Source organism: Moorella humiferrea (assembly GCF_039233145.1).
Taxonomy (GTDB): domain Bacteria; phylum Bacillota; class DSM-521; order Neomoorellales; family Neomoorellaceae; genus Neomoorella; species Neomoorella humiferrea.
Genome location: NZ_CP136419.1, coordinates 367,161 through 393,367 on the forward strand (window position 1 = coordinate 367,161; position 26,207 = coordinate 393,367).

Genomic DNA, 26,207 nt, shown 5'->3' on the forward strand with positions numbered 1-26,207 from the left:
CCTCCTGGTAGAGGAAGCCGCCTTTGGGTTTTAGATTATTCTACGGGTATATTTTTGCCTCGTTTGAAGCCAGCTTCTTTTTTGGGCAAAATTACCGTTAAGAGGCCATTTTTGTATTTGGCGGTTATTTTTTCTTCGTCGACACCTTCCAGATAAAATCTGCGTTCGATGCTGCCGCTGCGTCGCTCTTTGCGAATAAAATTTTCCCGTGCCTCATCCACGATTTCATCGCGTTTGATGGAAATGGTTAGGGTGTCGTCTTCATAAGTAATATTTATATTTTCCTTCTCCAAACCCGGCAGTTCGGCCTCGAGGACATATTCGCGTTCATTTTCTTTAATATCTACTTTAAAGGGCTGGCCGAATACCGGGATCCAAAAGAGATCCTCGTTAAACATCCTTTCCATAAAATTTTCAATCTCGGAGAACATGGGCCTTAAACCCCTTCTCCTGCCGTAGAAAGGTACTAAACCGAACATAGCCTCATCCCCCCTTGAAAGATTTTGTTTTAGTTTCACTTTCATTTTATGTTCAAAGTCAAAAAAGGTCAAAGTCAAATAAAGTCAAATACAGGCAAATAAAGGCAATTGTGGTTGATTTAACTGGACATATCTACTTCCGACGTTTCCAGGGACTTAATAATTAACGAACTTATGGTATACTTAAATCGTAAGAAAGGGGGCCAAAACTTGTTTATCATTGACCGCTTCGAAGGAAGATGGGCGGTAATTGCAGCTGAAGACGGCATGACCTTTAACCTGCCGCGAAGTGTTTTGCCCCGGGACGCCGGGGAAGGGGACGTTATAATCCTTACGGCTACCGTCGACCGCGAAGCGACGGAAAAAAAGAAAAGGGGAGTTCAAAATCTACTTGCGGATTTTTTTGATGCATAGAGTTCAGCGTTTTATCATTTTTGCGCTGCTGGCCTTTATATTGTTTTTGACGGCCTGTTCGTCCGGAGGAACTGTTGGCGCACCTCCTCCGGGGGATGGGAGGGAGTTAAAGGTCCATTTTATCGATGTGGGGCAGGCGGACAGCATACTCATACAAACTCCGGCAGGGAAGGCCATTTTGATTGACGGCGGTAATAATGACGATGGTATAAAGGTCGTTAATTACATAAAATCCCAGGCCGTTAAAGAACTGGCGGCCGTAGTGGCTACCCATCCCCATGAGGACCATATAGGCGGCCTTGACAGCGTAATTAAGGAGATTCCGGTGGCGGCCGTCTATATGCCCAATGCCGTCACCACGACCCGGACCTTTGAGGATTTTATCAATGCCGTAAAGGCAAGCGGTGCTACGAGGATCCGGGCCAGGGGCGGGGTAAAGATGGATATACCGGGTCTCTCTGCTGAGTTTCTGGCGCCGAACAGTAATTCATATGATGAGCTCAATAATTACAGTGCCGTCCTTAAGATTGCTTACGGGAATACGGCCTTTCTTTTCACAGGTGACGCGGAGACGGTTTCTGAGGAAGAGATGCTGTCTGCCGGCTATAACTTGAAGGCCGATGTTTTGAAGGTCGGCCATCATGGCAGCGCCAGTTCTACTTCGGCAGCATTTTTAAAGGCAGTTGCGCCCAAATACGCCGTCATATCCGTCGGCAAGGGCAACGATTACGGCCATCCCGATCCCCGAGTACTGGAACGTCTGCAAAGGGCGGGCGTAAAGATTTATCGCACCGATGAACACGGTACAGTCATCATCGTCAGTGACAGCCGGAATATTACTATAAAATAGTTCGAGGCGGCCTATGGTTAAATTGCCTGAAAATCTGGTTAAAGCCCGTTTTCTTTCCCGACCCAACCGTTTTACCGTAGTGGCGGAAGGGGAGGGAGGGCCCTTTACGGCCTTTTTGGCCGATCCCGGACGTCTTACAGAATTATTACTGCCTGGAACCGAGCTTTTCCTGGCTCCGGCTAAAGAATCTGCCGGGCGCAAGACCCTCTATGATGTAGTGCTGGCCTACCGTGGCGGCATTTTTATATCCCTCGATAGCCGCCTGCCGAATCGCCTCTTTGCCGCCGCTTTTCATGGCCGTAAACTGGTACCCTTTATAGGTTATCGGGAGCTGACGTCCGAAGTCAAAACAGGCTCCAGCCGCCTTGATTTTCTACTTACTGGGAGCGAACCGGAGCTTCCGCCATGTTATGTAGAGGTAAAGTCGGTAACCCTGGTAAGTGATGGCAATGTTGCCCTTTTCCCCGATGCTCCCACAGCCCGCGGCACCCGTCACCTGGAAGAACTGATGGGTCTAAAGTATAGGGGTTGCAGAGCGGCGGTGGTATTTATTATCCAACGGGAGGATGCGGATTTTTTTGCTCCTAATGAATCCACCGACCCCCTTTTTGCCCGGGCCCTGCGGCAAGCGGCCGAAGCCGGGGTAGAAATTTATGCTTACCGCTGCCGCATCAGCCTGAAGGCGGCCTGCCTGGCCGATGCCGTGCCTGTAAGGCTGGATGTATATTTTTAAGCGACAAGGGTCTTTTGAGGAAGAACTATGCTTGGGGAGGATTTCGGTATCCCGGTAGCGAATTTATATTAAAACTCGCAGGAGCACGATTGTATGGCTGTCTACCGGCTGGATACATGCGGGGAGATGTGTCCCATACCCATAGTGCGCACCAAGGTTAAGCTCAAAGAATTGCAGCCCGGCGATTTGTTGATCGTCACCAGCGACCACAGTTGCACCAGCCGGTCCCTGGCCGAGACGGTGCAAAAAATGGGCCACCGTGTTGAGGTTAGGGAGGTGGCCCATGGCGTCTGGGAGGTAGTAATCGAGAAGGTATAGCAAAACGGCAGAGGCCTTTAGACTCAACAAAAGGCCTTTTTGTTGGTTAAAAGAAAGCGAAAAAATTTTTTTTGCAACCCGGTAGCCGGCCGGCCTGCCTGATAAACGATGTGAAAAGTACTGCGAAAAGAGATACCTTCCACTTGGAGGGCCTTTAAGGTACCGGCATGAATTTCCCGTCTGATAGCCAAACGGGAGAGCAGGGAAACGCCGTGGCCGGCGGTAATGGCTGATTTAATGGCATCGTTGGAATTTAATTCCAGGACTACGTTCAAGTTGGCTATCGTCAGGCCCTGGGTGGCCAGGGCGCGGGCAATCACCCCGCGGGTGCCGGAACCTTCTTCCCTGAGGAACATTGGCAGGCGGCATAGCTCTTCCAGGGTAACACGCTCCGGGCCCTTCCAGGCAGGAGGAACGATTAAGAGCAACTCATCTTCGGCGATCCCGCGGGTGGCCAGGCCGGGCTGATCGACGGGCCCCTCGATGAGGCCGATGTCGATGGTTTTGTCCAGTAGCTTCTGGATGGTTTCCTCCCGGTTGCCGACCAGGAGCTTAATGTTGGCGTCGGGATATTTTTCTTTAAAGCTGTAAATGGTGCAGGGCAGGGCATAGCTGCCGATGCTGCTGCTGGCGCCGACGACGAGGTGCTCATGGCCGCTCTTCCAGTTGTTGAGGTCCCGTTTGAGGTTTTCGGCCAGCTGGAGGAAGGTCTGGCCGTATTCATAAACTATTTCCCCCAGGGCCGTCAACTCTACTCCTTTGGTGGTACGGGTGAAAAGCTCGACATCGAGGTCGTTTTCCAAAAGCTGAATTTGATAGCTTAAGGAAGATTGGGACATGTGCAGGAGGCGGGCTGCTTCGGAAATGGATTTAACCTGGGCTACCGTACAAAAAGCTTTCAGATGGTTGAGATTCATGGAACGGGCCTCCCTGCCGGCTGCTTATCATATTTATTATAACATATCATCTTTGAAACAGGCGGGATAAGCATGGCCGAAGAAAGGATGAAGGGCAGGCTTCTCGGCTCCCAGGAACCTTATGCCCTCATTACAGCCCTGCTTGCGTTGGCGGTCTTTTGGTGGCTAAAGAGCCGTGGCCCGGGCCTAGGAGAGGCATGGATTTTCGGGCTGGGTTTCGGCTTCGTCCTCCAGCGCAGCCGTTTCTGCTTCGTTGCCGCCTTCCGCGATCCCTTTATCACCGGCAACACCTCCGTCGCCAGGGCGGTAGTAATCGCCTTAATGACGGCTGTGATAGGTATGACCCTGGTGGCCCGGACGGGGTTGCCCCTGGCCGATGTCCACCCGGCGGGGTGGCATACCTTAGCCGGCGGGCTTCTTTTCGGTACGGGGATGGTCCTGGCAGGGGGGTGCGCCAGTGGCAATTTAATGCGGGTGGGCGAGGGTCACCTGCAGCAGTGGATTGTACTCTTCGCCTTTATCGGCGGTTCCCTTTGGGGAAGCCATGATTTCGAGTGGTGGCAGGGGGCGAGCATCGGCCGTTCGCCGATAATATTTTTCCCCCACATTATTGGCTGGGGGCCGGCGCTAGCCTTCCAGCTCCTGGCCCTGGGGGCGATTTATCTGGCCCTTATGGGTTTGGAAAAAAGGTTTTTTCCCGATTTCACTCCGGCACCACGGGAGCGGCAGCCCTACCAGCTGCGCCGCCTGTGGGCCCAACCCTGGTCGTACTGGACCGGGGGAATAGCCCTGGCTGTGTTGGATGTCCTCCTTACCTGGCGCGGCGGGCAGCCCTGGGGTATTACTACGGCCTTCAGCTATTGGGGGGCCTGGATCTGGCAGATATTTAAGGGGGCTTTACCCGATTGGTATTATTACAATTTACCGGCCCACAGACAGGCCCTGGAGATGGGTTTTTTGGGGGAACCCCGTACCCTCCTGGATGTGGGGCTGGTGATAGGCGCTTTTTTAGGGTCCCTTGCAGGTTCGGAATTCCGCCTGCATCGGCCCAGGCGGTGGCCCCTGATAGCGGCGGCCGTGGCCGGAGGACTCCTTATGGGTTACGGCGCCAGGATTGCCATGGGTTGCAATATCGGCGCCTTTTTTAACGGTATAGCCTCTTTCTCCCTCCACGGGTGGCTTTTTGGCCTGGGTTTGATCAGCGGGGCATATGTGGGAAGCAGGTTGCTGCTGCGTTTTCTGCTCTAAATTGTGATAACTATCGAATAGTCTGATGGCCCTCGAAAATACCGTTAGACAATTGAATTACAAAAAGGCCGTGAGGCCGCATGATTCTTTGCCCGAGGGGAGCTGCCGCAGCTCCCCTCGGGCTTTAATGCCCCTTGGCCCGGCTGCAGGAGAAGCGGGACGAAAGCAATAAAATATATTGTGAAAGTAACACTGAGGGCAATCACTGGCTTTAAATTAAGTGTTAATAACAACAGTTTCTTAGCAGAACTTGGAGGTGAAGGCATGTTAGAACAAAAGATAAGCAGGCGAACGTTTATCAAGGGCTCGCTGGTGGCCGGGGCCGTGGCCGCCTTCGGCGGCAGTTTGGTCCCTTTGAAAGGGGCGGAAGCGGCTGAGGCGCCGGAAGCCTCCGCCACTAAAGTCGTACCTACCATCTGCGAGATGTGCGGGGTAAAGTGTGGTGTTTTGGCCCATGTGAAGGATGGGCGCGTCTGGCGTTTGACCGGAAATCCCAAAGATCCCCAGAGCGGCGGTCGCTTGTGCGCCCGGGGCAATGCCGGTACCAAAACCTTGTATGATCCCGATCGCTTAAAGGGTCCTCTGAAGAGGGTCGGTGACGGCAAATTTGAGCCCATTTCCTGGGAACAGGCCTTTAAGGAAATAGGAGAAAAGCTCATAGAACTTAAAGGGCGTTACGGCCCCCAAACCCTCGTGTGGCTGGCCCATCCGGAACTCATCTCCCCTCTGGAGAAGCATTTTATGGCCGCCTTCGGCTCACCCAATTACACCGGCCATGGTCCGACCTGTTACAGCAGCAGAAATGTGGCATTTGAACAAATGTACGGCGGCGTTCCCGGGGTGGATTACCGCAATATCAAGTACTACATCGCCTTCGGCCGCAACCTCACCGGGGGTATTAAAAACCCCGATATACAAAAAATCGTGGCAGCCAAAGCAGAAGGCGCCCATCTGGTGGCCGTCGATCCACGCTTTAACGATTTTGCCTACTTTGCCGACGAGTGGCTGCCCATCAGGCCCGGCACCGATTTGGCCATGATTTTGGCCATGATTAACGTCATCATTCGGGAGAACCTGTATGACGCTTCCTTTGTAGCCGAGCGGACTGTCGGTTTTGAAGAGCTGAAGGCCGGAGTCGCTTCCTACACCCCCGAATGGGCGGCCCAAATAACCGGGATCGACGCAGCGACCATCGCCCGCATCGCCCGGGAGCTGGCGGCGGCCAAGCCGGCGGCTGCCGTAGATCCCGGCTGGCATGCCGTTACCGGATCCCAGTACTACAACAGTGTCCAAACGGCCCGGGCCGTAGCCGCCCTGAACGCCCTTCTGGGTAACCTCGGCGCCAAAGGCGGCCTGAGCTTTCCTCCTACCATTAAATTCGGGGATCCCGGACCCCTTATGGGCCCCAAGCCCCCTGCGGCGGTGGCGCCGCGCTGGGACGGGGCCGGCGGTGAAAAGTGGCCTTTAAATAAAGCCCACGGCATAATTCAGATATTCCCCGAAAGGGTCAAGGAGGATAAACCCTATCCCGTTAAGGCAGTCGTCATCCAGCATCTCAACCCGGTACGCTCCAGCACCAACTCGGCGGCCTTTATTGAAGCCTTGAAGCAGTTAGAGCTGGTGGTCGCCATCGACATCCAGATGAATGATACGGCCTATTATGCCCATTATGTGCTCCCCGAAGCCACTTACCTGGAGCGCTATGACCCCTTGATGACGGCGGGCAACAAGGTGATTTTGCGCCAGCCGGCGGTGCAGCCCCTCTTTGATACTAAGGGAGCGGAGGAGATTATCGGTGGTATAGCCAAGGCGGCCGGTTTAGGGGAGTACTTCAACTTTACCCTCGAACAGTACAACGACGCCATGCTGGCTCCCCTGGGATTGACCCAGGCGGAACTTGCCCGTACCGGTGTGGCCGAAGTAGCAGCCCAGCCGCCCGATTACACCAAACTCAAGACGCCGTCGGGCAAAATCGAGCTGGCTTGTCAGGCCTTTGTCAAGGCCGGCAGCACCTTAACGCCGGCGTGGGAACCGCCTTTGGTGGAGCCGAAGGAAAATGAATTTCGTTTCATCCAGGGCCATGTGCCCATGCACACCCATACCACTACCGACAACAATGCCTACCTCCATGCCCTCATGCCGGAGAATGAACTCTGGATTAACCCGGCCCGGGCCGCCAAGCTGGGCATTAAAACCGGGGATGTTGTGGAAGTAACCTCCAAGGTAGGCAGCGTCAAGGTAAAGGCCCGGGTCACCGAGTGTATTCACCCCGAGGCCGTGTTCCTGGCCCACGGCTTTGGCTGCGGTGTCCCGTTGAGGAAACTGGCCTATAACAGTGGGGCCAACGGCGGCGCTTTAATCCCCATTATCACGGCACCGGTTTCCGGGGCGGCGGCCCAGTGTGAAACCCTGGTGACGGTGCGGAAGGCAGGGTGAGTGTAGATGGCTAAATACGGAATGCTGATCGATCTGACGCGCTGCGTAGGCTGCCACGGCTGCACCGTGGCCTGCCAGACCAAATGGGATTTGCTGCCTGCAGTACAGTTTACCAGGGTGCATCGTTACGAAGTTGGGACCTTTCCCAAGGTAAAAGGCGGGGTGATAACCACCCAGTGCATGCACTGCGACGATCCCCCTTGTGCCCGAGTTTGTCCTACGGGAGCCACCTATAAACGCGCCGATGGTATAGTGGTAGTCGACGAGCAAAAATGTATAGGCTGCCGTTACTGCCAGCAGGCCTGCCCGTATGACGCCCGCAGCTTTAATCCCGAGGACCAAATAGTGCAAAAATGCTATTTCTGCTACGATTTTATCGAAAAAGGCGAGCAGCCGGCCTGTGTGGCGACCTGTATGGCCGCGGCCAGGATCTTCGGCGATTTAGAGGATAAAGGAAGTGAAATATCCAAAGCCATAGCCTCGAAAAAAGCCGTGCAGATTAAAGGCACTTCCATATACTACGTCCCACCGCGTAATTTGGATCCCTCCTTCTTGCCGGCTAATTTCCAAGAGCCGGGAGCCGTGCGTGTCTGGCAGGACATCGTTCATCCCGGGGGCAAGACCGTAATGGGTTTGGCGGCCGGCGCCGTTATCGCCGGTTTGGTCATCAACAATATCAAAGGAGGCGGCAAGAATGACTGAGGAAAAGGTGGAACGTTTTAATCTATTTGAGCGTTTGGGTCACTGGAGTCATGGCATTACCTTCGTGGTCCTGCTCCTCACCGGGCTGGCCCTGGTCTTCCGCGGCTATGCCGGCCTGCTGGGACCGGGCGGGTTGCGCCTCTTTCGCGGCATCCATCACGCCATGGCCTATCCCTTTACCTTCCTAACGGTAATCATTCTTCTGTTGGGCACGCCGCGGACGTTTTTGCAGTGGCTGCGCGAATGTTTTACATGGGGACGGGATGATTTCCGATTTATCTTCGCCTTTCCCCGGGAGTTTTTCGGCCTTAAAGCGGAACTACCAGAGCAGGGCAAGTTCAACGCCGGCGAAAAACTCAATTCCCTCCTTACCATTTTCGGTTCTATCTTGATGGCCGCCACCGGCTGGATCCTGCTCCTCAGGGACAGTTTTTCACCGGCCGTGGTCTCCTGGGCCCTGCCCCTGCATTCGGCCGGAGCGCTGCTTATGGGCGGCGTTCTCCTGGGCCATGTTTACCTGGCCTTGGGTCACCCCAATTCCCGCGAGTCGATAAACGGTATGCTGTCCGGTAAAGTATCCGCCAAATTTGCCCGCGAGCATCACGGACGCTGGTACCGCGAGTTGAAGGCCGGAGAGAGACAAGAGAAACAGGCAAAAATAGCTTAAAAATAGCTTAAATATGTTGCCCTGGAGCAATTCCAGGGCAATAATATTGTCTGAAGAAGGAAATTCTTAGGCCAGTGGCGAAAATACTAGGGACCTATATAATACGAACCCTTCTTCAGGGGAGAACCAAATGGAAAGCAGCACGCGAAAGGGCGTCAGCGCCGTTATCCCGGCCTACAACGAGGCGGCCACCGTAGGCAAAGTCATCGAAACTTTGAAACAGGTGACCGACATTACCGAGATTATCGTGGTGAGCGACGGCTCCATTGACGCAACGGCGGGGGTGGCCCGCCGCCACGGCGCCCGGGTTATCGAGCTGGCGACCAACGGTGGTAAAGGGGCGGCCATGGCCGTCGGCGCCCGGGCGGCCCGGGAGGACATCCTCCTTTTCCTGGATGCCGACCTGGAAGGCTTGACGGCGGCCCACGTAGAAGCCTTAATCGCGCCTTTGCTGGACGGAAGCGCCGATATGACGGTGGGCATCTTCAGCCGGGGCAGGTCCCTCACCGACCTGGCCCAGGTGGTGGCTCCCCACCTTTCCGGGCAGCGGGCCATACGTAAAGAGCTTTTTCTAACGGTAGGCGCGGAAAAAAGCCGCTTTGAGATCGAAGTGCTTTTGACCGGCGAAGCTCGGGCCAGGGGATGGCGGGTGAAGAAAGTCCCCTTAGTTAACATGACTCACGTAATGAAAGAAGAAAAGCGGGGCCTGTGGCGCGGCCTTGTCGCCCGCTTGGGCATGTACAAGGATATACTCGTCTACCTCCTCCGGTTGACGGGCAGAAAAATTAAGACCCGTCCGGCGCTGCTCATTATTTTGACAATCCTGCTCGGCATGGCCTTGAACTACCACTTCCTGACCGTGCGGGCTACGGCAGCCGAAGCGCGCATGTTGCCTGCCCTGGAGCTCCAGGACAATGCCAAGCGCCTGCTTGTCATATCCCCCCATCCCGACGACGAAACCCTCGGGGCAGGCGGCCTTATAGCCCAGGCTAGGGAGCGGGGCGATGCCGTCAAGGTTGTTTTTATGACCAATGGGGACGGCTTCCGGCGGGGCGTGGAGAAATACAACGGTTTTTTGCCGGCGGGGCCTGCCGATTTTTTGCAGTACGGCTTCCTGCGGCAGAAGGAAGCTTTAAACGCCCTAGCAATCCTGGGCGTTAAAGGCGAAGACGTCATATTTTTAGGTTATCCCGACGGCGGTCTCGCCTCCCTGTGGCTGAACTTCTGGGACGGCGACAGGCCGTATACGTCGCCCTGTACCCGCCAGGCGAGGGTGGCCTATAAACTAGCCTTTGCCCCCGGGGAGCCATACACCGCCGCGTCCCTTTTGGATAACCTGGTGACCATCTTAAAAGAATACCGGCCTACCGCTATATACGTAACCGATACCGGCGACAGCCATTCGGACCATTGGGCGACGGGTGCCTTTACCCTGGCCGCCGTGGGAAGGGTGGAAGGGGAAGATCCTTCTTTTCGGCCGGAAGTGTATACCTTTATCATCCACAGCGGTTCCTGGCAGATGTTCCCCGTAATGGAACGTAAAGATAAACCCTTACTGCCCCCGCGCTATTTCTTTGCCGGGAATATGACCTGGTATAAATTACCCCTGGCGTCCGGGGATTTGGAGCGTAAAAAAAAGGCCATTGCCGCTTATAAATCCCAGGCCCTGGTTATACCGACCTTTATGGCCAACTTCGAACGGCCCAATGAGGTTTTTGCCCGGGTGGAAAATCGAGAGGTTTCCCATGCCCACGGCGGCGTTACCTGGTCCGAAGCGGCCCGGATAGCCACCGACCCCGCCGGGGATCAATTGGTCCGTAAACTCGAACAGGGAGGCGATTTAAAGGCGGTTTACCTTTTGCAGGACGGCAGCACCCTTCGCCTGCGCCTGGACACATGGGGTCGGCCCGGTTTCCCGGTGAGGTACACCATCAGTCTTTATATGATAAATGCCGAAGGCCCCCTGCGGCGTTTTGTGCTGCAGGTACCTGCGGGCGGCAAGAAGGCTATGTGGCTGGTCCGGCCCCAGGAGTACGACCCTGTCGATGTTGCCGTTACCTACCGGGAGAACGGCATTGAGCTCACCCTGCCGGCTTTACTCCCGCCGGGGGAGCATTTCTTGATGCTTGAAGCCGCCACTTCCGTGGGTAAAATTCCCCTCGACCGTATTCCCTGGCGTCTTTTACACGTGAACGGGGGCGCCGCATAGATGGCCGCCCTCCTCTTTGGTCTGGAAGAAGAAGTTTTCATCACCGAGCCGGAGCGGCCGACCCTGCAGTCCCTGTATTACCTGTCCCGGCTCCTCTGGCAGGACCCGGCCGATTATTATACCCACACTGCCTGCAATTTTACCCGGGGCAAGGACCTGCGTTTCGGCCTGATGAGCGGTATAGAGATTTCCACCGGCACCTTTAGAAACATACCCGACCTTTTAGCCGACTTGCGCCGCCGCCGCCGGGAACTGGCGGGCGTTTGTCCGGGTCTCATCGTTCCGGTGGGGCACCTTTTTGACCGGGAGGAGCCCACCAACGTTAGCGGCATGCATGTTCATATAAGCGGTTTTCCCGACCGCGAGCGGGCCTACCGCAACCTCGTCTATTTTTTACCCCTTCTGGCCCTGTTGAGTGTTAATTCGCCCATTGCCGGCAACCGCTTTTACGGTTGTTCTTATCGCTGGGCCGAGGCTTTTGCCATCGGGCCCCTGCGGGAAGACAGGCGCTACCGCTTCCAGGATTTAATCGAATCTAAACGCTTGGGTACCCTGGAAATACGCGTCTTCGACCCGGTATGGGATTTAGACCGCATTCGGATTCTACTGGAATGCATTCAGGCCATATTACTTGTCGACGCTGATTATCCCGGTGATATAGAGGTTTATAACCGTCTGCGCTTAAAAGCGGCCAAGGAGGGATATGTTGAGGAACTGCGCCCGATTTACCGCGAATTAACCCGGCTGCTTCCCCTGCCGGAAGACCTCTTTCGTCATCCTCCGGCCGAAGCCGTCAAGGACCTCTGGCTGCGGCAGGGAACCCTGGCCGTGTATTCTGCCCTGGACAACGGCTACCGTAACGGTCTTTTTGTTCCCCGTCCGGTGAAGCCGTATAAAGTGAGATGGCCGCTCATGATCGCCGGTTTTTGCGGTTATTACCTTCCCAAAATGCCGTATAATTTAAAGAAAGTGTGGTCGGAATGGTAACTTTGGGAAAAATCCTGGTGGTCATCGTTCTTGCCGTTGGGGTGCTTTTCTGGTACCTGCGCCACGTATGGTTTTATCGCGATCCGTTACGCATAGCGCCTGCAGGAGAAGGGCTTATTCTTGCCCCGGCCGACGGCCAAGTGGTCTACGTCAAACCCTTTGCCGACGGCCGGGTGGTCGCGGAAAAACTGGGACGCCCCATTCCCATTACGGAAATAATGAAAGCGCCGGGGTTTGGTGAAGAGGGCTGGATCGTGGGCATTTACATGTCGCCCCTGGACGTTCATTTCAATTATGCCCCCATCGATGCCCGGGTGGAGGGCATGGTCCATACCCCGGCGAAGATAAATTTACCTATGGTAGATCTATGGGAATATATTCGTTTGACCTATCTTCGCCGGGCAGTTGATTTATTTGCCCATCGCTACCGGCTGGTCAATGAAAGGATGACCATTTTTCTCGAGAACAGCGACGTTAAAATTGCCCTAGTGGAGATAGCCGACAAGTTTGTCAACAAGATCCGGTGTTTCATCACTCCCGGCCAGGTCGTTTCCCGGGGGCAGAAGGTGTCCTTTATAGAGCGGGGGTCCCAGGTAGACCTGATAATTTTTACAAGGGACGTGGAGATCACCGTGCGGGTCGGTCAACAGGTTTACGGCGCCCGGACGGTGGTGGCGCGTTATCGGGGAGCGGGCGGGGCGGGGCAGTGAACGCTTTGCATGTTTACATAGCCCTTTTCGGTTTGCTCCTCGTCGAGGGTATGGGCGTTCCGGGGGTCCCCTTTGAGCCCGTCTTCCTGGCCGCCGGTTATCTAATCGACCGCGGCGAAATGAATTTCTGGGCGGCGGTTGCTGTCGGCAGCCTTGGCAATCTCCTGGGCAACCTGCTGGGCTACTGGCTGGGGGCCAGGCCCGGGCGGGGCCTGATGACACGCCTTTTTCGCCGCGGCTGGAAAGAGGAAGGCCTGGCCTTGACGCGGGAGTGGCTGAGCCGTTACGGCGCGGCGGTTATAATTTTAGCTCGCTGGTTCGGGCCCATCAGGACGCCCACTATTTTGACGGCAGGAGTTGTAGGGATGAATCTGGGCCCCTATGCCCTTTATTCGGCCCTGGGCGCCTTCACCTGGACCCTGGCCTGGCAATACGCCAATTGGAAGGGAGCCCATTTCATCTTTAGATGGTGGCACCTTTACCGCCGTTATGCCACCTGGTGGCTGGATGCCCTTCTCATCTTGGTGGCATTGACGGTCACCGTCGCTTCGCTGTATTATTGCTGGCGCCGTTCATGGAAATAAATGGTATAAAATTACTTTGACAAGTATAAGGATATATGTTAAAATTATTTAACAACAGAATACGTAAACGCTGAATCCCTTGATCGAGGGAACGGGGGAACCAATTCTTTGGGGTGAATCCCCGCCTCCGGTTTAAAACCAACCGGGTGCGGGGTAGGGTTAGCTTTCGACCCGAACCCGTCAGCTAACTTCGTAAGCGTGGAAAGTGAAAGAGGTAATGTACCCCTTTAATTTTCGTGCGCCCAAAACCCCGGTTCAACCGGGGTTTTATTTTGTGAAAGGAGGTAAACATTATGAGTATTTACCCCAGCAAAGGGAGGCTGATGAGTAGAGAGACCAAGAGGGAAATTGCTCTTCAGAGGGCGGCCGAGTTGAAGGCCAGGATTGTAGATTACCTGGACGCCAGGGCTTCCATCCCCAGCGGTTTCGAAGCGGCTGATGAAATTGAGGCCAACCGTCGGCGGATAATGGCATATTTCGGCGCTACGGAAGACGACTGGCAGGACTGGCGCTGGCAGTTAAAGAACCGGGTTACCTCGGTGGCCGTCCTGGAGGAATTAATCCCCCTTACTGCAGCAGAGAAAGAAGCTATTTTGCGCGTCGAACGTACCTATCGCTGGGCCGTGTCGCCCTATTACCTGTCCTTAATGGGAAATGATCCCGAATGTCCCATTCGCCGCCAGGCTCTGCCGGGCGCGGCCGAGCTGGAGGATGAGGTAGGAGTTCTCGATCCCATGGACGAAGAGTTGACCTCACCGGCGCCGGCTATAACCCGTCGTTACCCCGACCGGCTGATCATCAACGTCACCAACCAGTGCGCCATGTACTGCCGTCACTGTCAGCGCCGGCGTAACATCGGGGAGGTAGACCGCAGCCGCAGCCGCCGCGAGCTGGAACAGGCTATTGAATACATTCGCCGGAATGAAGAGATACGCGACGTCCTCATCACCGGCGGCGATGCCTTGATGTTGAGCGATGCTACCTTAGACTGGCTGTTAACGGAGCTGGACAACATTCCCCATGTGGAAATAAAGCGTTTAGGCACCCGGGTACCGGTCACCTTGCCCCAGCGTATCACGCCGGAATTATGCCGGATACTGGCCAAGCACCCGCCTATCTACCTCAATACCCAGTTTAACCATCCCCGGGAGGTTACGCCGGCGGCGAAGGCTGCCTGCGACCGCTTGGTGCAGGCCGGGGTGGTCCTTGGGAACCAGGCGGTGCTGTTAAATGGCATCAACAACCATCCCTTTATAATGAAAAAACTCAATCAGGAACTGTTGAAGATCCGAGTACGGCCCTATTATATCTTCCACGCCAAACCGGTCAAAGGCACGACCCATTTTATCACTACCATTGAAGAAGGCGTGGAGATAATGGAGCATTTGCGCGGCTATACTTCCGGTCTGGCCGTACCTACCTATATAATCAATGCCCCCCATGGGCTGGGCAAGACGCCCATTTTACCCCAGTACGTTTTGGCCCGTAATGAAGATCATGTCGTGCTGCGGACGTGGGAAAAACGCACCATCCTCTATCCCAATTTGGGCCGCAGGAATAAGCGAGCAGGAGCATAGTAAAAAAGAGGCGCCGGTACTCGACCCGGCGCTTTGCAATTTTATTGGTGGGGTTCGGTAACGTTGTAGGCCTCTTTTAAAATAACGATGTCGACGCGGCGGTTGCGGGCCATATTGGCTTCCCCGTCGTTGGGGGCTACCGGGCGGTACTCGCCGTAGCCCGTCGCTGAAAGGCGTTCGGGGTTAATGCCGGCGTCGTTTATCAGCACTTTAACGACGCTGATGGCCCGGGCCGTCGACAGCTCCCAGTTGGAAGGATAGAGGTTGGTATGAATGGGCAGATTGTCGGTGTGGCCCTCGATCCGCAGGTAATTGGGCAAGCCGGCCAGGGCCCTGCCAATTTGGCGGAGCAGAGCGCGGGCCTCGGGGGTTAATTCGGCGGAGCCCCGGGGAAAGAGGATGGTATCATACATGCTGACAACCAGGCCCCGTTCCTGGTTGGTCAGGGTAATCTGATCCTGGAGGCCTTCCTGGGTTATGTATCGTTCCAGATTAGCCTTTACCCCGGCTAGTTCCGTTAATTCTTCGTTATTTTCTAGTCCAGTGCCGCTGTCCATGGCCGGCTCCGTACCGGCAACAAGGGACGGCAGGCCGCCTTCGGGAAAAATTCCAGACGCCGGCGCGCCGAGGAAGGCCTGGGCCAGGGAACTGGCCAGGGCGGCCATTTTCTGGGCGTTGAGGCTGCTGATGGAGTACATGACCACAAAAAAAATCATTAAAAGGGTTATGAGATCGGAATAAGTCAAAAGCCAACGTTCTTTATTGTCGTGTTTAACCTTTTCGCCGCCGCGCCTGGCCACCGGTCCCTTCCTCCTTTCCGCCGCTCCTTCCTAGGATTTTTTTCTGTACCTCCGGTGAAAGGAAGGCGAGAAGGGTGCTGCGGATGAGGGTGGGGTTGCGGCCGGCCTGCAGGGCCAGCACCCCTTCCAGGACCATTTCCTGGTAAATCCGCTCTTTACCGGCCTTGTTTTTGAGTTTGGCGGCCAGGGGCAGCCATAAAAGGTTGGCGGAAGAAACGCCGTAGAGGGTGGCGATAAAGGCCATAGCTATGGAAGGCCCCAGTTTATCCGGCGAGCTGATATTACTTAGGACGTGAACTAGACCCATGACGGTGCCGATGATTCCCATGGTGGGCGCATAGCCGCCGGCGGCTTCAAAGATGCTGATGCCGGTGGCGTGGCGTTCTTCGGTGGCGTAAATATACTGTTCTAACACATTGCGAGTCTGTTCGGGATCGGTGCCGTCCACCACCAGCTGCAGGGCGGTACGCAGAAAGGAGTCGTCGATGGTTTCCAGCTCCTTTTCCAGGCGGACAAAGCCTTCCCTGCGGGCTAAAACGGCATAATTGACGATGGTATCGATAGCCTTGGGCAGATCAAAGGGCTTTTCCTTCAGGGCAATTTTTAGCAGACGGGGGACGTTCATAATCTCGTCGCGGCTGAAACCGATCATAGTGGCGCCGATGGTGCCCCCGAAAACGATCATGGCCGCCGTAACGGCCAGAAGGGCGCCGGGCTCGCCGCCTTCAAGGATAAAAGCGGCGATTAAGGAGCCGAAGCCGATAATCAATCCCAGGATGACGTTCAGATCCAAACTGCTATACCACCTTTCTCCATATCCGTCCATAGTTTCCCAGGTTAACTAGCATAATTCGGCAAAAAACGAGAAACTCCTTGTTTATTGACCGTCAAATTTTCCTGTGGTAGGATTAAGATTGGATTAAGTGTAAACCAATATAATTGTCAGGAAGGAAGATAAAGATTGAATGATTTGTTAATCAGGCGCGCCCGGCTTATGGATGAGCCGGGAACCGTCGATGTGGCCATCAAGGACGGCTACATCGTTGCCGCCGGGGGAGGAGTGGCCGGGTCCGCCCGGCAGATGATTGATGCGGCAGGCAGGCTTTTGATACCTGCCTTTGTCGATGCCCACACCCACCTGGATAAGGCCTTGACGGCCTCGCGAGAAGGCGTCGCTTCCCTGGCGGAAGCCATTGAAGACTTCCAGCGGCGCAGCCGGAAGATGGAAAAAAACGATTTTCTTGACCGCGGCCGTCGGGTGTTGAAGATGGCCTTGAGCCACGGCACAACCGCCATGCGCGCCCACATCACGGTAAGCGAAGCCCTGGGCCTCAGAGGGATAGAAGCGGCTTTAGAGCTTAAAAGAGAGTTTGCCGGCAAGGTCGAACTCCAGGTGTTCGCCATGGCCGGGGAGGGGGAGCCGGTACCGGCTTCGCCTTTGCAGGAACTTTTGGAAGAGGCCCTGCGCCTCGGCGCCGACGGTCTGGGGGGCGCTCCCTACCTTTCGGAGGGCATGCGTGAGTGGGTGGATTACATCTTTGCCCTGGCCGGGAAGTATAACGTCCCCATCGATCTCCACGTTGACGAAACCGATGCCCCAACGGTGGCATCCCTGGAATATATAGCGGCCAAAACCGTCCAGACGGGGTACCAGGGGCGGGTGGTGGCTTCCCACTGCTGCGGTCTGGCGGCCGTGGACGACGCCAGGGCCGCTCAAGCCATCGCCGCCGTAAAGGATGCGGGCATCAGCGTCATTACTTTACCTTCCTGCGAGCTCTACCTGATGGGTCGCCAGGACAGGGGTCTGGTACGGCGCGGCGTCACCAGGGTCGGGGAGCTGCAGGCGGCGGGGGTGAACGTCGCCTACGCTTCCGGCAACATTCGCGACGCCTTCCGTCCCTTTGGCAATGCCGATATGCTGGAAGAAGCACTGATCACCGCCCAGGTGTTGCAGATGGGTACGCCCCTTGAATTGAAAAAGGTTCTGGAAATGGGCACCTACAATGCCGCCGCCGCCATTGGTCTTAATGATTACGGGATTAAAGCAGGTGGCCGCGCGGACCTGGTCCTGTTGGATGCAAGCAGTCCGGCGGAAGCCATCATCGGGCAGGTGGAGAAGGTTTGTGTCATCAAGGGCGGCCGGGTGGCCGCGCGTAACGACAAAAAAAGCGATATAATTATTTAATTCGCCGGTTGCCTTAAAAAACGGTACGGATTATACTAGTTGTGAGCCAATTATTAACAATGGAGGAATAAACTTGTTAGTAGATCTTAATCCCATCGCCTTCCAGATAGGTCCCATAGCAGTGCGCTGGTACGGCATCTTCATGGCCCTTTCCTTCCTGGTAGGCTCCTGGTACCTTTACCGGGAGGGGATGCGGCGGGGGCTGGATGAAGATTTTCTCCTCAATTTGGCCATAATTATCATCGTCTGCGGCGTCGTCGGCGCGCGTTTGATGTTCGTCCTGGCTAATTACCCCTCATGGTTTGTAACCGACCGCCTGCAAATACTGAAAATATATGAAGGAGGCCTCTCCTGGCACGGCGGTCTTCTGGGCGGCTTTTTAGGTGGATGGCTTTACGCCCGCTTTAAAAGGGTCGACGCCAACCTGCTGGCGGATCTGGTGGTCCCCGGGCTGTCCTTCGGCTATTTTCTGGTACGCATTGCCAACATCTTTAACCAGGAGGTTTTAGGGCGGCCCACCGATTTTTGGTTCGGACGCTGGCCGGCCCAGGTCATCGGCTCGGCCATAGGCCTGCTTCTTCTAGCCCGCTATTTTTATGTCCAGAGTAAAAATCCTCCGCCCGGCTACCAGTTCTGGTCTTTCATTTTCTATCATCAGATACTGCGAGCCGTGGTTGAAGAAACGGTGCGGGACAATCCTCTGGATGTTTGGGGATATATCGTTCCCCACTGGGGCCTGGGTTTCTTTACCCTCACCCAGATTACCACACCTCCCATACTACTTTTAGCCTACTACTTCATGCGGCGTTCCCGACTGGCGGCGCGGGTGAGGTATCGCCGATAAGGACTTTAAAATTTTAAACAAGATATAACGCAGACTTTATTTGTCTTTAATCTGGGAGGGTTACAATAAAAATTGCCAAGAACAAATTACCAGGGAGGTAATGAATATGCGGCAAAAACTGGTAACCCTCCTCAAAGATTGCCTGTATGTGCTGGAAAAGGTGGTAGACGCCCCGTATGAGCTGCGGCAGATGCAGGAGCAGGTAGAACGAAAGATCGCCGAGATAAGGAAAGAGCAGCAAAGCGGGGGTAAAAAAGTTGCATAAAAAAACATAACGGCGGGGTCCGGCTTCAGAATGGGGACCCCGCCTTTCATTTTACCGGCCCCTCTTGAGCAGCATATCAATGAGGTCGGGAGCATGCTGTCGTCACCGTTGCCCCAGCCCAGGGCGGTATTACTTTTGGCACGGGCCATAAATCCGGCTTTCAACTTCCTGGCCAGGACCAGGAGCAAGGTGGGCGTAACCGGCATGCAGCTTAATTTTTACTTCCCGGCATCTACGGTTTAGTAATTGTTGGGCCTTCTCGCGAAAAGCCTGCGTTTTTTCAAAAAGCTCGCGTGTCGAAGGGTTTTTATCTTCAGGTAGCGAGAAACCCTGACCCTGGTAGGGGACGATGGTTCGATTATAGCGGCCACAGACAGAAATGATGGGGCCAGCCTGGCGGGTAGAGAAGAGGTAGAGCGGGCGTTAAAGGGGGAAACGGTTATCAAGGAAACGACCCCTGATGGGACAACTTTTCTTACTATAGCCGTACCCGTTAACCCTGACGGCGTGAAGATAAAGGGTGTACTTCTGGGCGACTTTGCCCTTAAGACGCTGGAAGACGTGTTGAAGGGCGCGCATACTGATATATCTTCGGTCTACCTTTTAAACGGACAAGGGAAGTTATTGATCTCCGGCCAGGAGGTGGCAGATACCAGTTTTCAAACCTTTGCAGCTCGTGAAATTGCCGCCGGTAGAGGTGGGACGGGAAGGTACCGTGATTACAAGGGGCAGGAAGTGTTTGGCGCTTTTTTACCCCTGAAAGAAATCGGCTTGGGCGTGGTGGTAGAAAGAAAGGTAGCCGAAGCTATGGCGGCTGCCAAGGGTATAAGCATTTTTCTGGGGAGCGCGCTAGGTATAATTGCTATTTTTGCCTTCTTGCTGGCCAGAAGCCTGGCCGGCAGGCTGATGCGCCCCCTGGAAAACCTGGTGGAAGTTTCGAGCCGGGTAGCCAGAGGAGAATTAAATGTCGAGGTTGAAAGCAGGGGGCAAGACGAGATCGGCAGGCTCGGTGCTACTTTTGCTCTGATGGTTGGGGGGTTAAAAGAGATTGTTAAGAAAATTAGCGACAGTGCCAGCGAGGTAACCGGTGTGGCACGGATGCTGGCTAGCGGCGCAGCGACGGTCCAAAAGGCAAGCGGTGAAGTAAGAGCGGCTCTGGCCGGGGTTGCAGCAGGTGCAGAGAAGCAGGCTGAAGGTGTAAACGTAGTTGTAGAGACTTTAAATCAAATTGCCGCTGGCATGGAGCAGATTGCCGGCCGCGCCCTGGCCATAGCAGGGGAAGGTTCGCGGATGGGTGATATTGCTGCCCAGGGGGCGAGGAGCATGAACCAGGTAACCAGCCAGATGGATGCCATTCAGGCGCAGCAGGACAACCTGGGGCAATTTATCACCAGCCTGACGGGCAGGGTGGAAGAAATCAGCCATTTAGTCGGCGTGGTTGGCAGTATTGCCGAACAGACCAACCTCCTGGCTCTGAATGCCGCCATTGAAGCAGCACGGGCAGGAGAACTGGGCCGGGGTTTCGCCGTGGTGGCCGCAGAAGTAAAGAAGCTGGCCGAGGAAGCGGGGCAGGCAGCTCGGGATATTACGCGTAAGGTCCAGGTAATCCAGGAGGAATCTAGTAATACGGTAAATGCCATGGCGGCAGCCAGGCGGCAGGTGGAAATTGGTGGCAAGGTAGTGCGGCAGGCAGAAATTGATTTTACCAACATCCGTTCCGCCCTGGGAGGAGTCCTGCAGCAGGTAGAAGATATATCGGCTTCCATCCAGGAGATTTCGGCCGGCAGCCAGGAACTAAAGCAGGCAGTGCAAGAAATAGCCGCCATCTCCCGGCAAACAGCCGGGTTAACTGCCGGCGTAATGGCGGCTCTGGAACATCAAGAAGAGGCTGTACGCCAGTTACATACTGAAACCAGTACCCTTGAGGAAATGTCCGCCGGGCTGCAGCAAGCGATAGCCTCCTTTAAAACCTGAAATGGATTTAACTAATTTTAACCCGCAAGCTGGCTGTAAGGCTGACAATTAACAAATATTTTACCTTATTTTTAAAACGGGACAACTTCGGCTTTACTCCATCTTAAACTCCCTTTGCTATGATATAGGCACCAAATCTTAACAGGGAGGTTTTTGTCAATGCCCTTTTGCGGCCCACGGGTTACTCGTAGTTGTTACCAAAAATTGTTTTCCTTGGTCCTGGTAGTTACCTTGCTTGCTGCTGTTTTCCTGCCCCTGATGCCGGCTGAAGCAGCGGCAACGGCCAAAAACGTCATTATCCTGGTTGGGGACGGCATGGGTGCCAGCCATACGACCCTGGCCCGCTGGTACAAGGGTGGTCCCCTGGCCCTTGATGAGATGGTCAGCGGCGCGGTCCGTACTTATTCAGCGGAATCTCTTATAACCGACTCCGCCCCGGCAGCCACAGCCTTTGCCACCGGCTATAAGTCAAACGACAAATTTATCGGTATTGCCGCCGCTAGTGTTACCGTCCCGGGAGCGGCCTCCCTCAACGCCGGCGACCAGTACAGGCCCCTGGCTACCGTTCTTGAGGGAGCCAAACTCCTGGGCAAAGCGACAGGTTTAGTTGCCACCTCCAACCTGCAGCATGCCACACCGGCAGCCTTCTCTTCCCACTGGCACAGCCGCAGTAATTACGAAGAAATTGGGAAACAGCAGGTTTACGAACAGATAGATGTTGCTTTTGGTGGCGGTAAAAAGTACCTTTTACCTAAAGAGCAGGGCGGTACACGCAAAGATGGTTTAAACTTGTTAGATGAGCTGAAAAATATGGGTTACACCATTGTCAGCAATACCCAGGAACTCCTACAAACTAAGGCCTCTAAGGTGTGGGGCCTCTTTGCCGACGATGCCATGGCCTATGACTTTGACCGCGACCCGGCTAAAGAGCCCAGCCTGGCGCAGATGACCCGCAAGGCAATCGAAATTTTGTCCCAGGATCCCGACGGTTTCTTCCTATTTGTTGAAGGGAGTGAAATCGACTGGGCCTCCCATGCCAATGATCCTGTAGGCGTCATCAGCGAAACCCTGGCCTTTGATGCCGCCGTGAAGGAAGCTCTGGACTTTGCCAAAAAAGACGGCCAGACCCTGGTGGTGGCCTTTACCGACCACGGTAACGGCGGGATGAGTATTGGTAATAAAGCCAGCGATAATACCTATTCCAAGCTCAGCTTTGAGCAGGTCATCGAACCCCTGCGTAAAGCCCGCCTGACTGGCCAGGGAGTGGAGGCCAGGCTGAATGCCGACCGGAGCAATATTGTGGAAGTCATGGCCCGGTATTACGGGATAAGTGATCTAACAGAAGAAGAGATTGCTGCCATCCGCCAGGCGAAGCCCGGTTCTTTGAACTACGTAATCGGCCCTATGATCAGCAAGAGGGCCTATATCGGGTGGACTACCAATGGCCATACCGGCGAAGATGTCTTCCTCTACTCCTACGGGCCGGGGAAATTAACCGGTACGGTTGAAAACGCAGAAATCGGCCGGAAAGTGGCCGCAGCCATGGGGCTGGATCTAACCTGGCTGAACAAAGAATTATTCATACCGGTGCGCCAGGCCTTTAAAGATGCCGCCATTACCTGGGACAACAGCAACCCCAACCTGCCCAAAGTAATAATTGAGAGGGGCGGGAAAAGGGCCGAGTTGCCGGTAGGAACGAACCTGATGCTCATTAATGGCCAGAAGCATTACCTGCCGGGGGTGATAGTTTATAGTGAGCCGAAAGGCGTTACCTATGTCCCCAGGGCGGCAACGGAACTGTTAAACTAGAATTTCCCGAGATAATACGGCCGGGGTTATATTTGCCCCGGCTTTTAATTTGAGCTTCCAGCTGGTGCCGTTCAGAAGGACTTTTAACGAAATTTTAAGTCAAAACCAACGTTACTTTAACCCTGAGATTGTACAATTTTCTTAAAAGCACTGGTAGCGAGGGGATATTAATGACTAGAATTCTAGTGGTGGATGATGAAGTGGCGATTCAGGAACTGGTACGCTATAACCTGGAACGATCGGGGTTTGAAGTACTGACGGCCCCGGATGGGCCTACAGCCCTGGCGAAAGCCGAACAAACGCTACCGGATCTCATTATCCTGGACTTGATGCTACCGGGTATCGACGGCCTGGAAGTATGTCGCCGTCTTAAGGCCAACAAGGCAACGGCAGCTATACCCATAATTATCCTGTCAGCTAAAAATGATGAATTGGATAAGATCCTGGGACTGGAACTGGGGGCCGATGATTATGTTACTAAACCCTTTAGCCCCCGGGAGTTATTGGCCCGGGTTAAGGTATGCTTACGGCGGTTGATTTTACCGGAGGGCATGGACCAGCCCCGGCTGCAAGTAGGACCCTTCTTAATGGAGGTTCAGGAATATCGCTTTTACATAGCCAATACAGCTATTAAATTAGCACCTAAGGAATTTGAATTGATGCATTACTTTCTCCTTAATGTAGGTAAAGTACTGCGCCGAGAGCTGTTACTGCAAAAAATTTGGGGTTACGATTACTGTGCAGATACCCGGACGGTAGATGTCCACGTCCACCACTTGCGGGAAAAAATAGAGCCGGATCCGGCCAACCCCATCTATATAGAAACCATTCGCCGGGTAGGGTATCGTTTCCGGGAAATTGTTGATTAAAAGTTTACGATTATTTTATAGAACCTTAACTAGGGATTCATTAAGGGATAATTTAGACATAACATCAACTTTTTATAATTATTTTAGCCTGGTAGTTACCTGCTGACCATCTTAATTTAAAAGGAGGAGAATACTTAGTGCTAAGCAAAAAGAGCAAGTGGGTAGTTGTGCTGGTAATGGCGCTGGCGTTGCTGATGTTAGTAACCGCTTGCGGCAAGAGCGGTGAAACCGGCAAAGGGCCGGCGGGGAGCAGCGACGGCAAGGCTCAAAGCGTAGCCTTGAATGGTGCCGGCGCGTCTTTTCCCTATCCCCTTTACAGCAAGTGGATTGCCGAGTATCGCAAGGTGACTCCCAGTGTAGCTATCGACTACCAATCCATTGGTAGCGGTGGTGGTATCAAAGGTATCACCGAGCAGACAGTAGATTTTGCCGGCAGTGATGCCCCTATGACGGATGAACAGCTGGCCAAGGCCCCGGGACAGATCTTCCACATTCCCACGGTTATGGGTGCCGTCGTAATTACTTACAACCTGGAAGGCGTTAAGACAGGCCTCAAGCTTACCCCGGAGGTCATCAGTGACATCTTTCTGGGTAAAATTAAGAAGTGGAACGACAACGCCATCAGTTCTTTGAACCCGGATGTAAAGCTCCCTGATAAGGACATCACCGTTGTTCACCGTTCCGATGGCAGCGGTACCACCAACATTTTCACTGATTACCTGAGCAACGTCAGCAAGGAATGGAAAGAAAAGGTAGGTAAAGGTACTGCCGTCGAATGGCCTGTTGGCATTGGTGCCAAGGGTAATGAAGGCGTGGCCGGTACAGTCAAGCAGACGCCGGGTGGTATTGGCTATGTAGAGCTTGCCTATGCCGTCCAGAACCAGCTGCCTTACGCTTTCATTAAAAATCAGGCCGGTAAATTTGTGGAGCCCACCCTGGATACCACGACTGCGGCTGCTGCCGGTGCCGCCGCCAATATGCCTGAAGATATGCGGGTTTCCATCGTCAATGCTCCCGGTGAAAACTCCTATCCAATTGCCGGATACACCTACCTGCTGGTGTATAAAGACCAGAAGGATAAGGACAAGGGTACGGAACTGGTTAAATTCCTGTGGTGGGCTATTCATGATGGGGAAAAGTTTGCCAAAGACCTGCTCTATGCGCCGCTTCCCGATAACGTCGTAAAACTGGCGGAAGCCAAGATCAAGCAGATCAATTACAAGGGTGAACCTCTTTATAAGTAAATCCTCAGGCAATATTGCCGGGGATGAATGGCAGTAATTACTGGACGGGTTGGAAGCTGAAACTTGATTCATACCAGTGGAAAAGCCGCGCGTGGCGCGGCTTTCATAATCCTTAACATGATATTAACGTAGAGCTAATTTAAAAATAACACCAGTTTTTTATAATAATCTGTGGACAGGCAGTAACCTGCTGGTGGTATATTAAAAATAGGAGGAGAATTTTAAGTGGCGAAGAAAAGCAAGCGGGTAATTGTGCTGGTAATGGCGCTGGCGTTGCTGATGTTGGTAACCGCTTGCGGCAAGAGCGGTGAAACCGGCAAAGGGCCGGTGGGTAGCAGCGACGGCAAGGCTCAAACCGTAGCCTTAAATGGTGCCGGCGCTTCTTTCCCTTACCCCCTTTACAGCAAATGGATCGCCGAATATAACAAAGTAGCTCCTAATGTAAACATTGATTACCAATCCATTGGCAGCGGCGGCGGCATCAAGGGTATAACAGAGGAAACGTTGGATTTTGCCGGCAGCGACGCCCCGATGACAGATGAGCAAATGCGCAAAGCGCCAGGGCAGATTTTCCACATTCCCACGGTTATGGGCGCCGTGGTAATCACCTATAATCTCGACGGCGTTAATTCAGGCCTCAAGTTGACGCCGGAAGTAATAAGCGGCATCTTCCTGGGTAAAATTAAGAAGTGGAACGACCCTGCCCTTACTTCTTTAAACCCCGACGTAAAACTTCCGGATAAAGACATAACCGTCGTCCACCGTTCCGACGGCAGTGGCACCACCAATATTTTCACCGATTACCTGAGCAGCATTAGTGCGGAATGGAAAGAAAAAGTAGGTAAAGGTACTGCCGTCGAATGGCCTGTTGGCATTGGCGCCAAGGGCAATGAAGGCGTGGCCGGTACAGTCAAGCAGACGCCGGGCGGTATTGGCTATGTAGAGCTTGCCTATGCCGTCCAGAACCAGCTGCCTTACGCTTTCATTAAAAATCAGGCCGGTAAATTTGTGGAGCCCACCCTGGATACCACGACTGCGGCTGCTGCCGGTGCCGCCGCCAATATGCCTGAAGATATGCGGGTTTCCATCGTCAACGCCCCAGGCGAAAATTCCTATCCGATTGCCGGATACACTTACCTGTTGGTATATAAAGATCAGAAGGACAAAGACAAAGGCACGGAATTGGTCAAATTCTTGTGGTGGGCCATTCACGACGGTGAAAAATATGCCAAAGATCTACTTTATGCCCCCCTGCCCGAAAATGTAGTAAAATTGGCCGAAGCCAAGATCAAACAAATTAACTACCAGGGGCAACCCCTTTATAAATAATCCTTAACAATATTTTAACATGGGGCTAACTTAATTATAACACCGATCTTTTATAAT

The 26,207-nt window shown here is 54.0% G+C and carries 26 protein-coding genes and 1 riboswitch; of the genes, 22 read left to right on the forward strand and 4 right to left on the reverse strand.

The features are described 5' to 3' along the window. Window positions 1-35: 35 nt before the first annotated feature. A complete protein-coding gene (locus tag MHFGQ_RS01915; protein WP_106005629.1) occupies window positions 36-479 on the reverse strand; it encodes an Hsp20/alpha crystallin family protein in 444 nt (147 codons plus the stop codon). Between the two features lie 210 nt (window positions 480-689). Between MHFGQ_RS01915 and MHFGQ_RS01920 the strand changes: the two genes are divergently transcribed. From MHFGQ_RS01920 to MHFGQ_RS01935, 4 genes are all read left to right on the forward strand, one after another. Next, the gene (locus tag MHFGQ_RS01920; protein ID WP_245907851.1) at window positions 690-893 is read left to right on the forward strand and encodes a DUF3006 domain-containing protein; all 204 of its coding nucleotides are present in this window, start codon (window positions 690-692) and stop codon (window positions 891-893) included. Beyond that, a complete protein-coding gene (locus MHFGQ_RS01925; RefSeq protein ID WP_106005650.1) occupies window positions 886-1,743 on the forward strand; it encodes a ComEC/Rec2 family competence protein in 858 nt (285 codons plus the stop codon). The genes MHFGQ_RS01920 and MHFGQ_RS01925 overlap by 8 nt, the downstream gene beginning before the upstream one ends. Window positions 1,744-1,765: 22 nt before the next feature. Next, on the forward strand, window positions 1,766-2,476 hold the full coding sequence (gene sfsA, locus MHFGQ_RS01930; RefSeq protein WP_211292907.1) for a DNA/RNA nuclease SfsA: 711 nt from the start codon (window positions 1,766-1,768) through the stop codon (window positions 2,474-2,476). Window positions 2,477-2,569: 93 nt separating this feature from the next. Then, on the forward strand, window positions 2,570-2,794 hold the full coding sequence (locus MHFGQ_RS01935; protein WP_106005626.1) for a sulfurtransferase TusA family protein: 225 nt from the start codon (window positions 2,570-2,572) through the stop codon (window positions 2,792-2,794). 23 nt (window positions 2,795-2,817) lie between these two features. Here the strand turns inward: MHFGQ_RS01935 and MHFGQ_RS01940 are convergent, their stop codons facing one another. Further along, window positions 2,818-3,711, reverse strand: a complete 894-nt coding sequence (locus MHFGQ_RS01940) for a LysR substrate-binding domain-containing protein (RefSeq protein WP_106005625.1) — start codon at window positions 3,709-3,711, stop codon at window positions 2,818-2,820. A 72-nt stretch (window positions 3,712-3,783) separates the two neighbouring features. Here MHFGQ_RS01940 and MHFGQ_RS01945 point away from each other — a divergent pair, with 72 nt between their 5' ends. The 9 genes from MHFGQ_RS01945 to eam all read left to right on the forward strand — a co-directional run bounded on the left by MHFGQ_RS01945 (window position 3,784) and on the right by eam (window position 14,831). Continuing rightward, the gene (locus MHFGQ_RS01945; protein ID WP_106005624.1) at window positions 3,784-4,959 is read left to right on the forward strand and encodes a YeeE/YedE family protein; all 1,176 of its coding nucleotides are present in this window, start codon (window positions 3,784-3,786) and stop codon (window positions 4,957-4,959) included. 264 nt (window positions 4,960-5,223) lie between these two features. Then, entirely contained in the window at window positions 5,224-7,395 is a 2,172-nt protein-coding gene (locus tag MHFGQ_RS01950; RefSeq protein ID WP_106005623.1) for a molybdopterin-dependent oxidoreductase, read from the forward strand. A gap of 6 nt (window positions 7,396-7,401) precedes the next feature. Then, entirely contained in the window at window positions 7,402-8,097 is a 696-nt protein-coding gene (locus MHFGQ_RS01955; RefSeq protein ID WP_106005622.1) for a 4Fe-4S dicluster domain-containing protein, read from the forward strand. Continuing rightward, window positions 8,090-8,764, forward strand: a complete 675-nt coding sequence (locus MHFGQ_RS01960) for a formate dehydrogenase subunit gamma (RefSeq protein WP_106005621.1) — start codon at window positions 8,090-8,092, stop codon at window positions 8,762-8,764. The genes MHFGQ_RS01955 and MHFGQ_RS01960 overlap by 8 nt, the downstream gene beginning before the upstream one ends. Before the next feature lie 130 nt (window positions 8,765-8,894). Further along, window positions 8,895-10,973: a PIG-L family deacetylase gene (locus MHFGQ_RS01965; RefSeq protein ID WP_106005620.1), complete on the forward strand. Its 2,079-nt coding sequence runs from the start codon at window positions 8,895-8,897 to the stop codon at window positions 10,971-10,973. Then, entirely contained in the window at window positions 10,974-11,960 is a 987-nt protein-coding gene (locus MHFGQ_RS01970) for a hypothetical protein (protein ID WP_106005619.1), read from the forward strand. Continuing rightward, window positions 11,954-12,670, forward strand: a complete 717-nt coding sequence (locus MHFGQ_RS01975) for a phosphatidylserine decarboxylase (RefSeq protein ID WP_106005618.1) — start codon at window positions 11,954-11,956, stop codon at window positions 12,668-12,670. The genes MHFGQ_RS01970 and MHFGQ_RS01975 overlap by 7 nt, the downstream gene beginning before the upstream one ends. After that, a complete protein-coding gene (locus tag MHFGQ_RS01980; protein ID WP_106005617.1) occupies window positions 12,667-13,254 on the forward strand; it encodes a DedA family protein in 588 nt (195 codons plus the stop codon). Before MHFGQ_RS01975 ends, MHFGQ_RS01980 begins: the two co-directional genes overlap by 4 nt. 58 nt (window positions 13,255-13,312) lie before the next feature. After that, window positions 13,313-13,467, forward strand: a riboswitch (cyclic di-AMP (ydaO/yuaA leader). Window positions 13,468-13,547: 80 nt separating this feature from the next. Continuing rightward, window positions 13,548-14,831 (forward strand): glutamate 2,3-aminomutase, encoded by a 1,284-nt coding sequence (gene eam / locus MHFGQ_RS01985; RefSeq protein WP_170066298.1) that lies wholly within the window; start codon window positions 13,548-13,550, stop codon window positions 14,829-14,831. 41 nt (window positions 14,832-14,872) lie between these two features. Here eam and MHFGQ_RS01990 read toward each other — a convergent pair whose 3' ends face one another. Both MHFGQ_RS01990 and MHFGQ_RS01995 read right to left on the reverse strand, forming a co-directional pair. Then, window positions 14,873-15,631, reverse strand: a complete 759-nt coding sequence (locus MHFGQ_RS01990; RefSeq protein ID WP_106005616.1) for an OmpA/MotB family protein — start codon at window positions 15,629-15,631, stop codon at window positions 14,873-14,875. After that, on the reverse strand, window positions 15,603-16,424 hold the full coding sequence (locus MHFGQ_RS01995; RefSeq protein ID WP_245907850.1) for a flagellar motor protein: 822 nt from the start codon (window positions 16,422-16,424) through the stop codon (window positions 15,603-15,605). The genes MHFGQ_RS01990 and MHFGQ_RS01995 overlap by 29 nt, the downstream gene beginning before the upstream one ends. A gap of 168 nt (window positions 16,425-16,592) precedes the next feature. Here MHFGQ_RS01995 and MHFGQ_RS02000 point away from each other — a divergent pair, with 168 nt between their 5' ends. From MHFGQ_RS02000 to pstS (MHFGQ_RS02040), 9 genes are all read left to right on the forward strand, one after another. Further along, the gene (locus MHFGQ_RS02000) at window positions 16,593-17,816 is read left to right on the forward strand and encodes an amidohydrolase family protein (protein ID WP_106005614.1); all 1,224 of its coding nucleotides are present in this window, start codon (window positions 16,593-16,595) and stop codon (window positions 17,814-17,816) included. A 73-nt stretch (window positions 17,817-17,889) separates the two neighbouring features. Beyond that, window positions 17,890-18,660 carry a prolipoprotein diacylglyceryl transferase gene (locus tag MHFGQ_RS02005; protein ID WP_106005613.1) on the forward strand — a complete coding sequence of 257 codons (771 nt, stop codon included), beginning with the start codon at window positions 17,890-17,892 and terminating at the stop codon, window positions 18,658-18,660. A 106-nt stretch (window positions 18,661-18,766) separates the two neighbouring features. Next, window positions 18,767-18,925, forward strand: a complete 159-nt coding sequence (locus tag MHFGQ_RS02010; protein ID WP_170066297.1) for a hypothetical protein — start codon at window positions 18,767-18,769, stop codon at window positions 18,923-18,925. Window positions 18,926-19,018: 93 nt separating this feature from the next. Then, the gene (locus tag MHFGQ_RS02015; RefSeq protein ID WP_170066296.1) at window positions 19,019-19,168 is read left to right on the forward strand and encodes a hypothetical protein; all 150 of its coding nucleotides are present in this window, start codon (window positions 19,019-19,021) and stop codon (window positions 19,166-19,168) included. A 117-nt stretch (window positions 19,169-19,285) separates the two neighbouring features. Further along, a complete protein-coding gene (locus MHFGQ_RS02020; protein WP_425463818.1) occupies window positions 19,286-20,899 on the forward strand; it encodes a methyl-accepting chemotaxis protein in 1,614 nt (537 codons plus the stop codon). 159 nt (window positions 20,900-21,058) lie between these two features. Then, a complete protein-coding gene (locus MHFGQ_RS02025) occupies window positions 21,059-22,708 on the forward strand; it encodes an alkaline phosphatase (protein ID WP_106005610.1) in 1,650 nt (549 codons plus the stop codon). A 170-nt stretch (window positions 22,709-22,878) separates the two neighbouring features. Beyond that, window positions 22,879-23,577 carry a response regulator gene (locus MHFGQ_RS02030; RefSeq protein ID WP_106005609.1) on the forward strand — a complete coding sequence of 233 codons (699 nt, stop codon included), beginning with the start codon at window positions 22,879-22,881 and terminating at the stop codon, window positions 23,575-23,577. A 194-nt stretch (window positions 23,578-23,771) separates the two neighbouring features. Further along, window positions 23,772-24,821, forward strand: coding sequence for a phosphate ABC transporter substrate-binding protein PstS (gene pstS, locus MHFGQ_RS02035; protein ID WP_425463819.1), 1,050 nt, complete (start codon window positions 23,772-23,774; stop codon window positions 24,819-24,821). Between the two features lie 225 nt (window positions 24,822-25,046). Next, entirely contained in the window at window positions 25,047-26,150 is a 1,104-nt protein-coding gene (pstS, locus tag MHFGQ_RS02040) for a phosphate ABC transporter substrate-binding protein PstS (RefSeq protein WP_211292839.1), read from the forward strand. Window positions 26,151-26,207 lie beyond the last annotated feature (57 nt).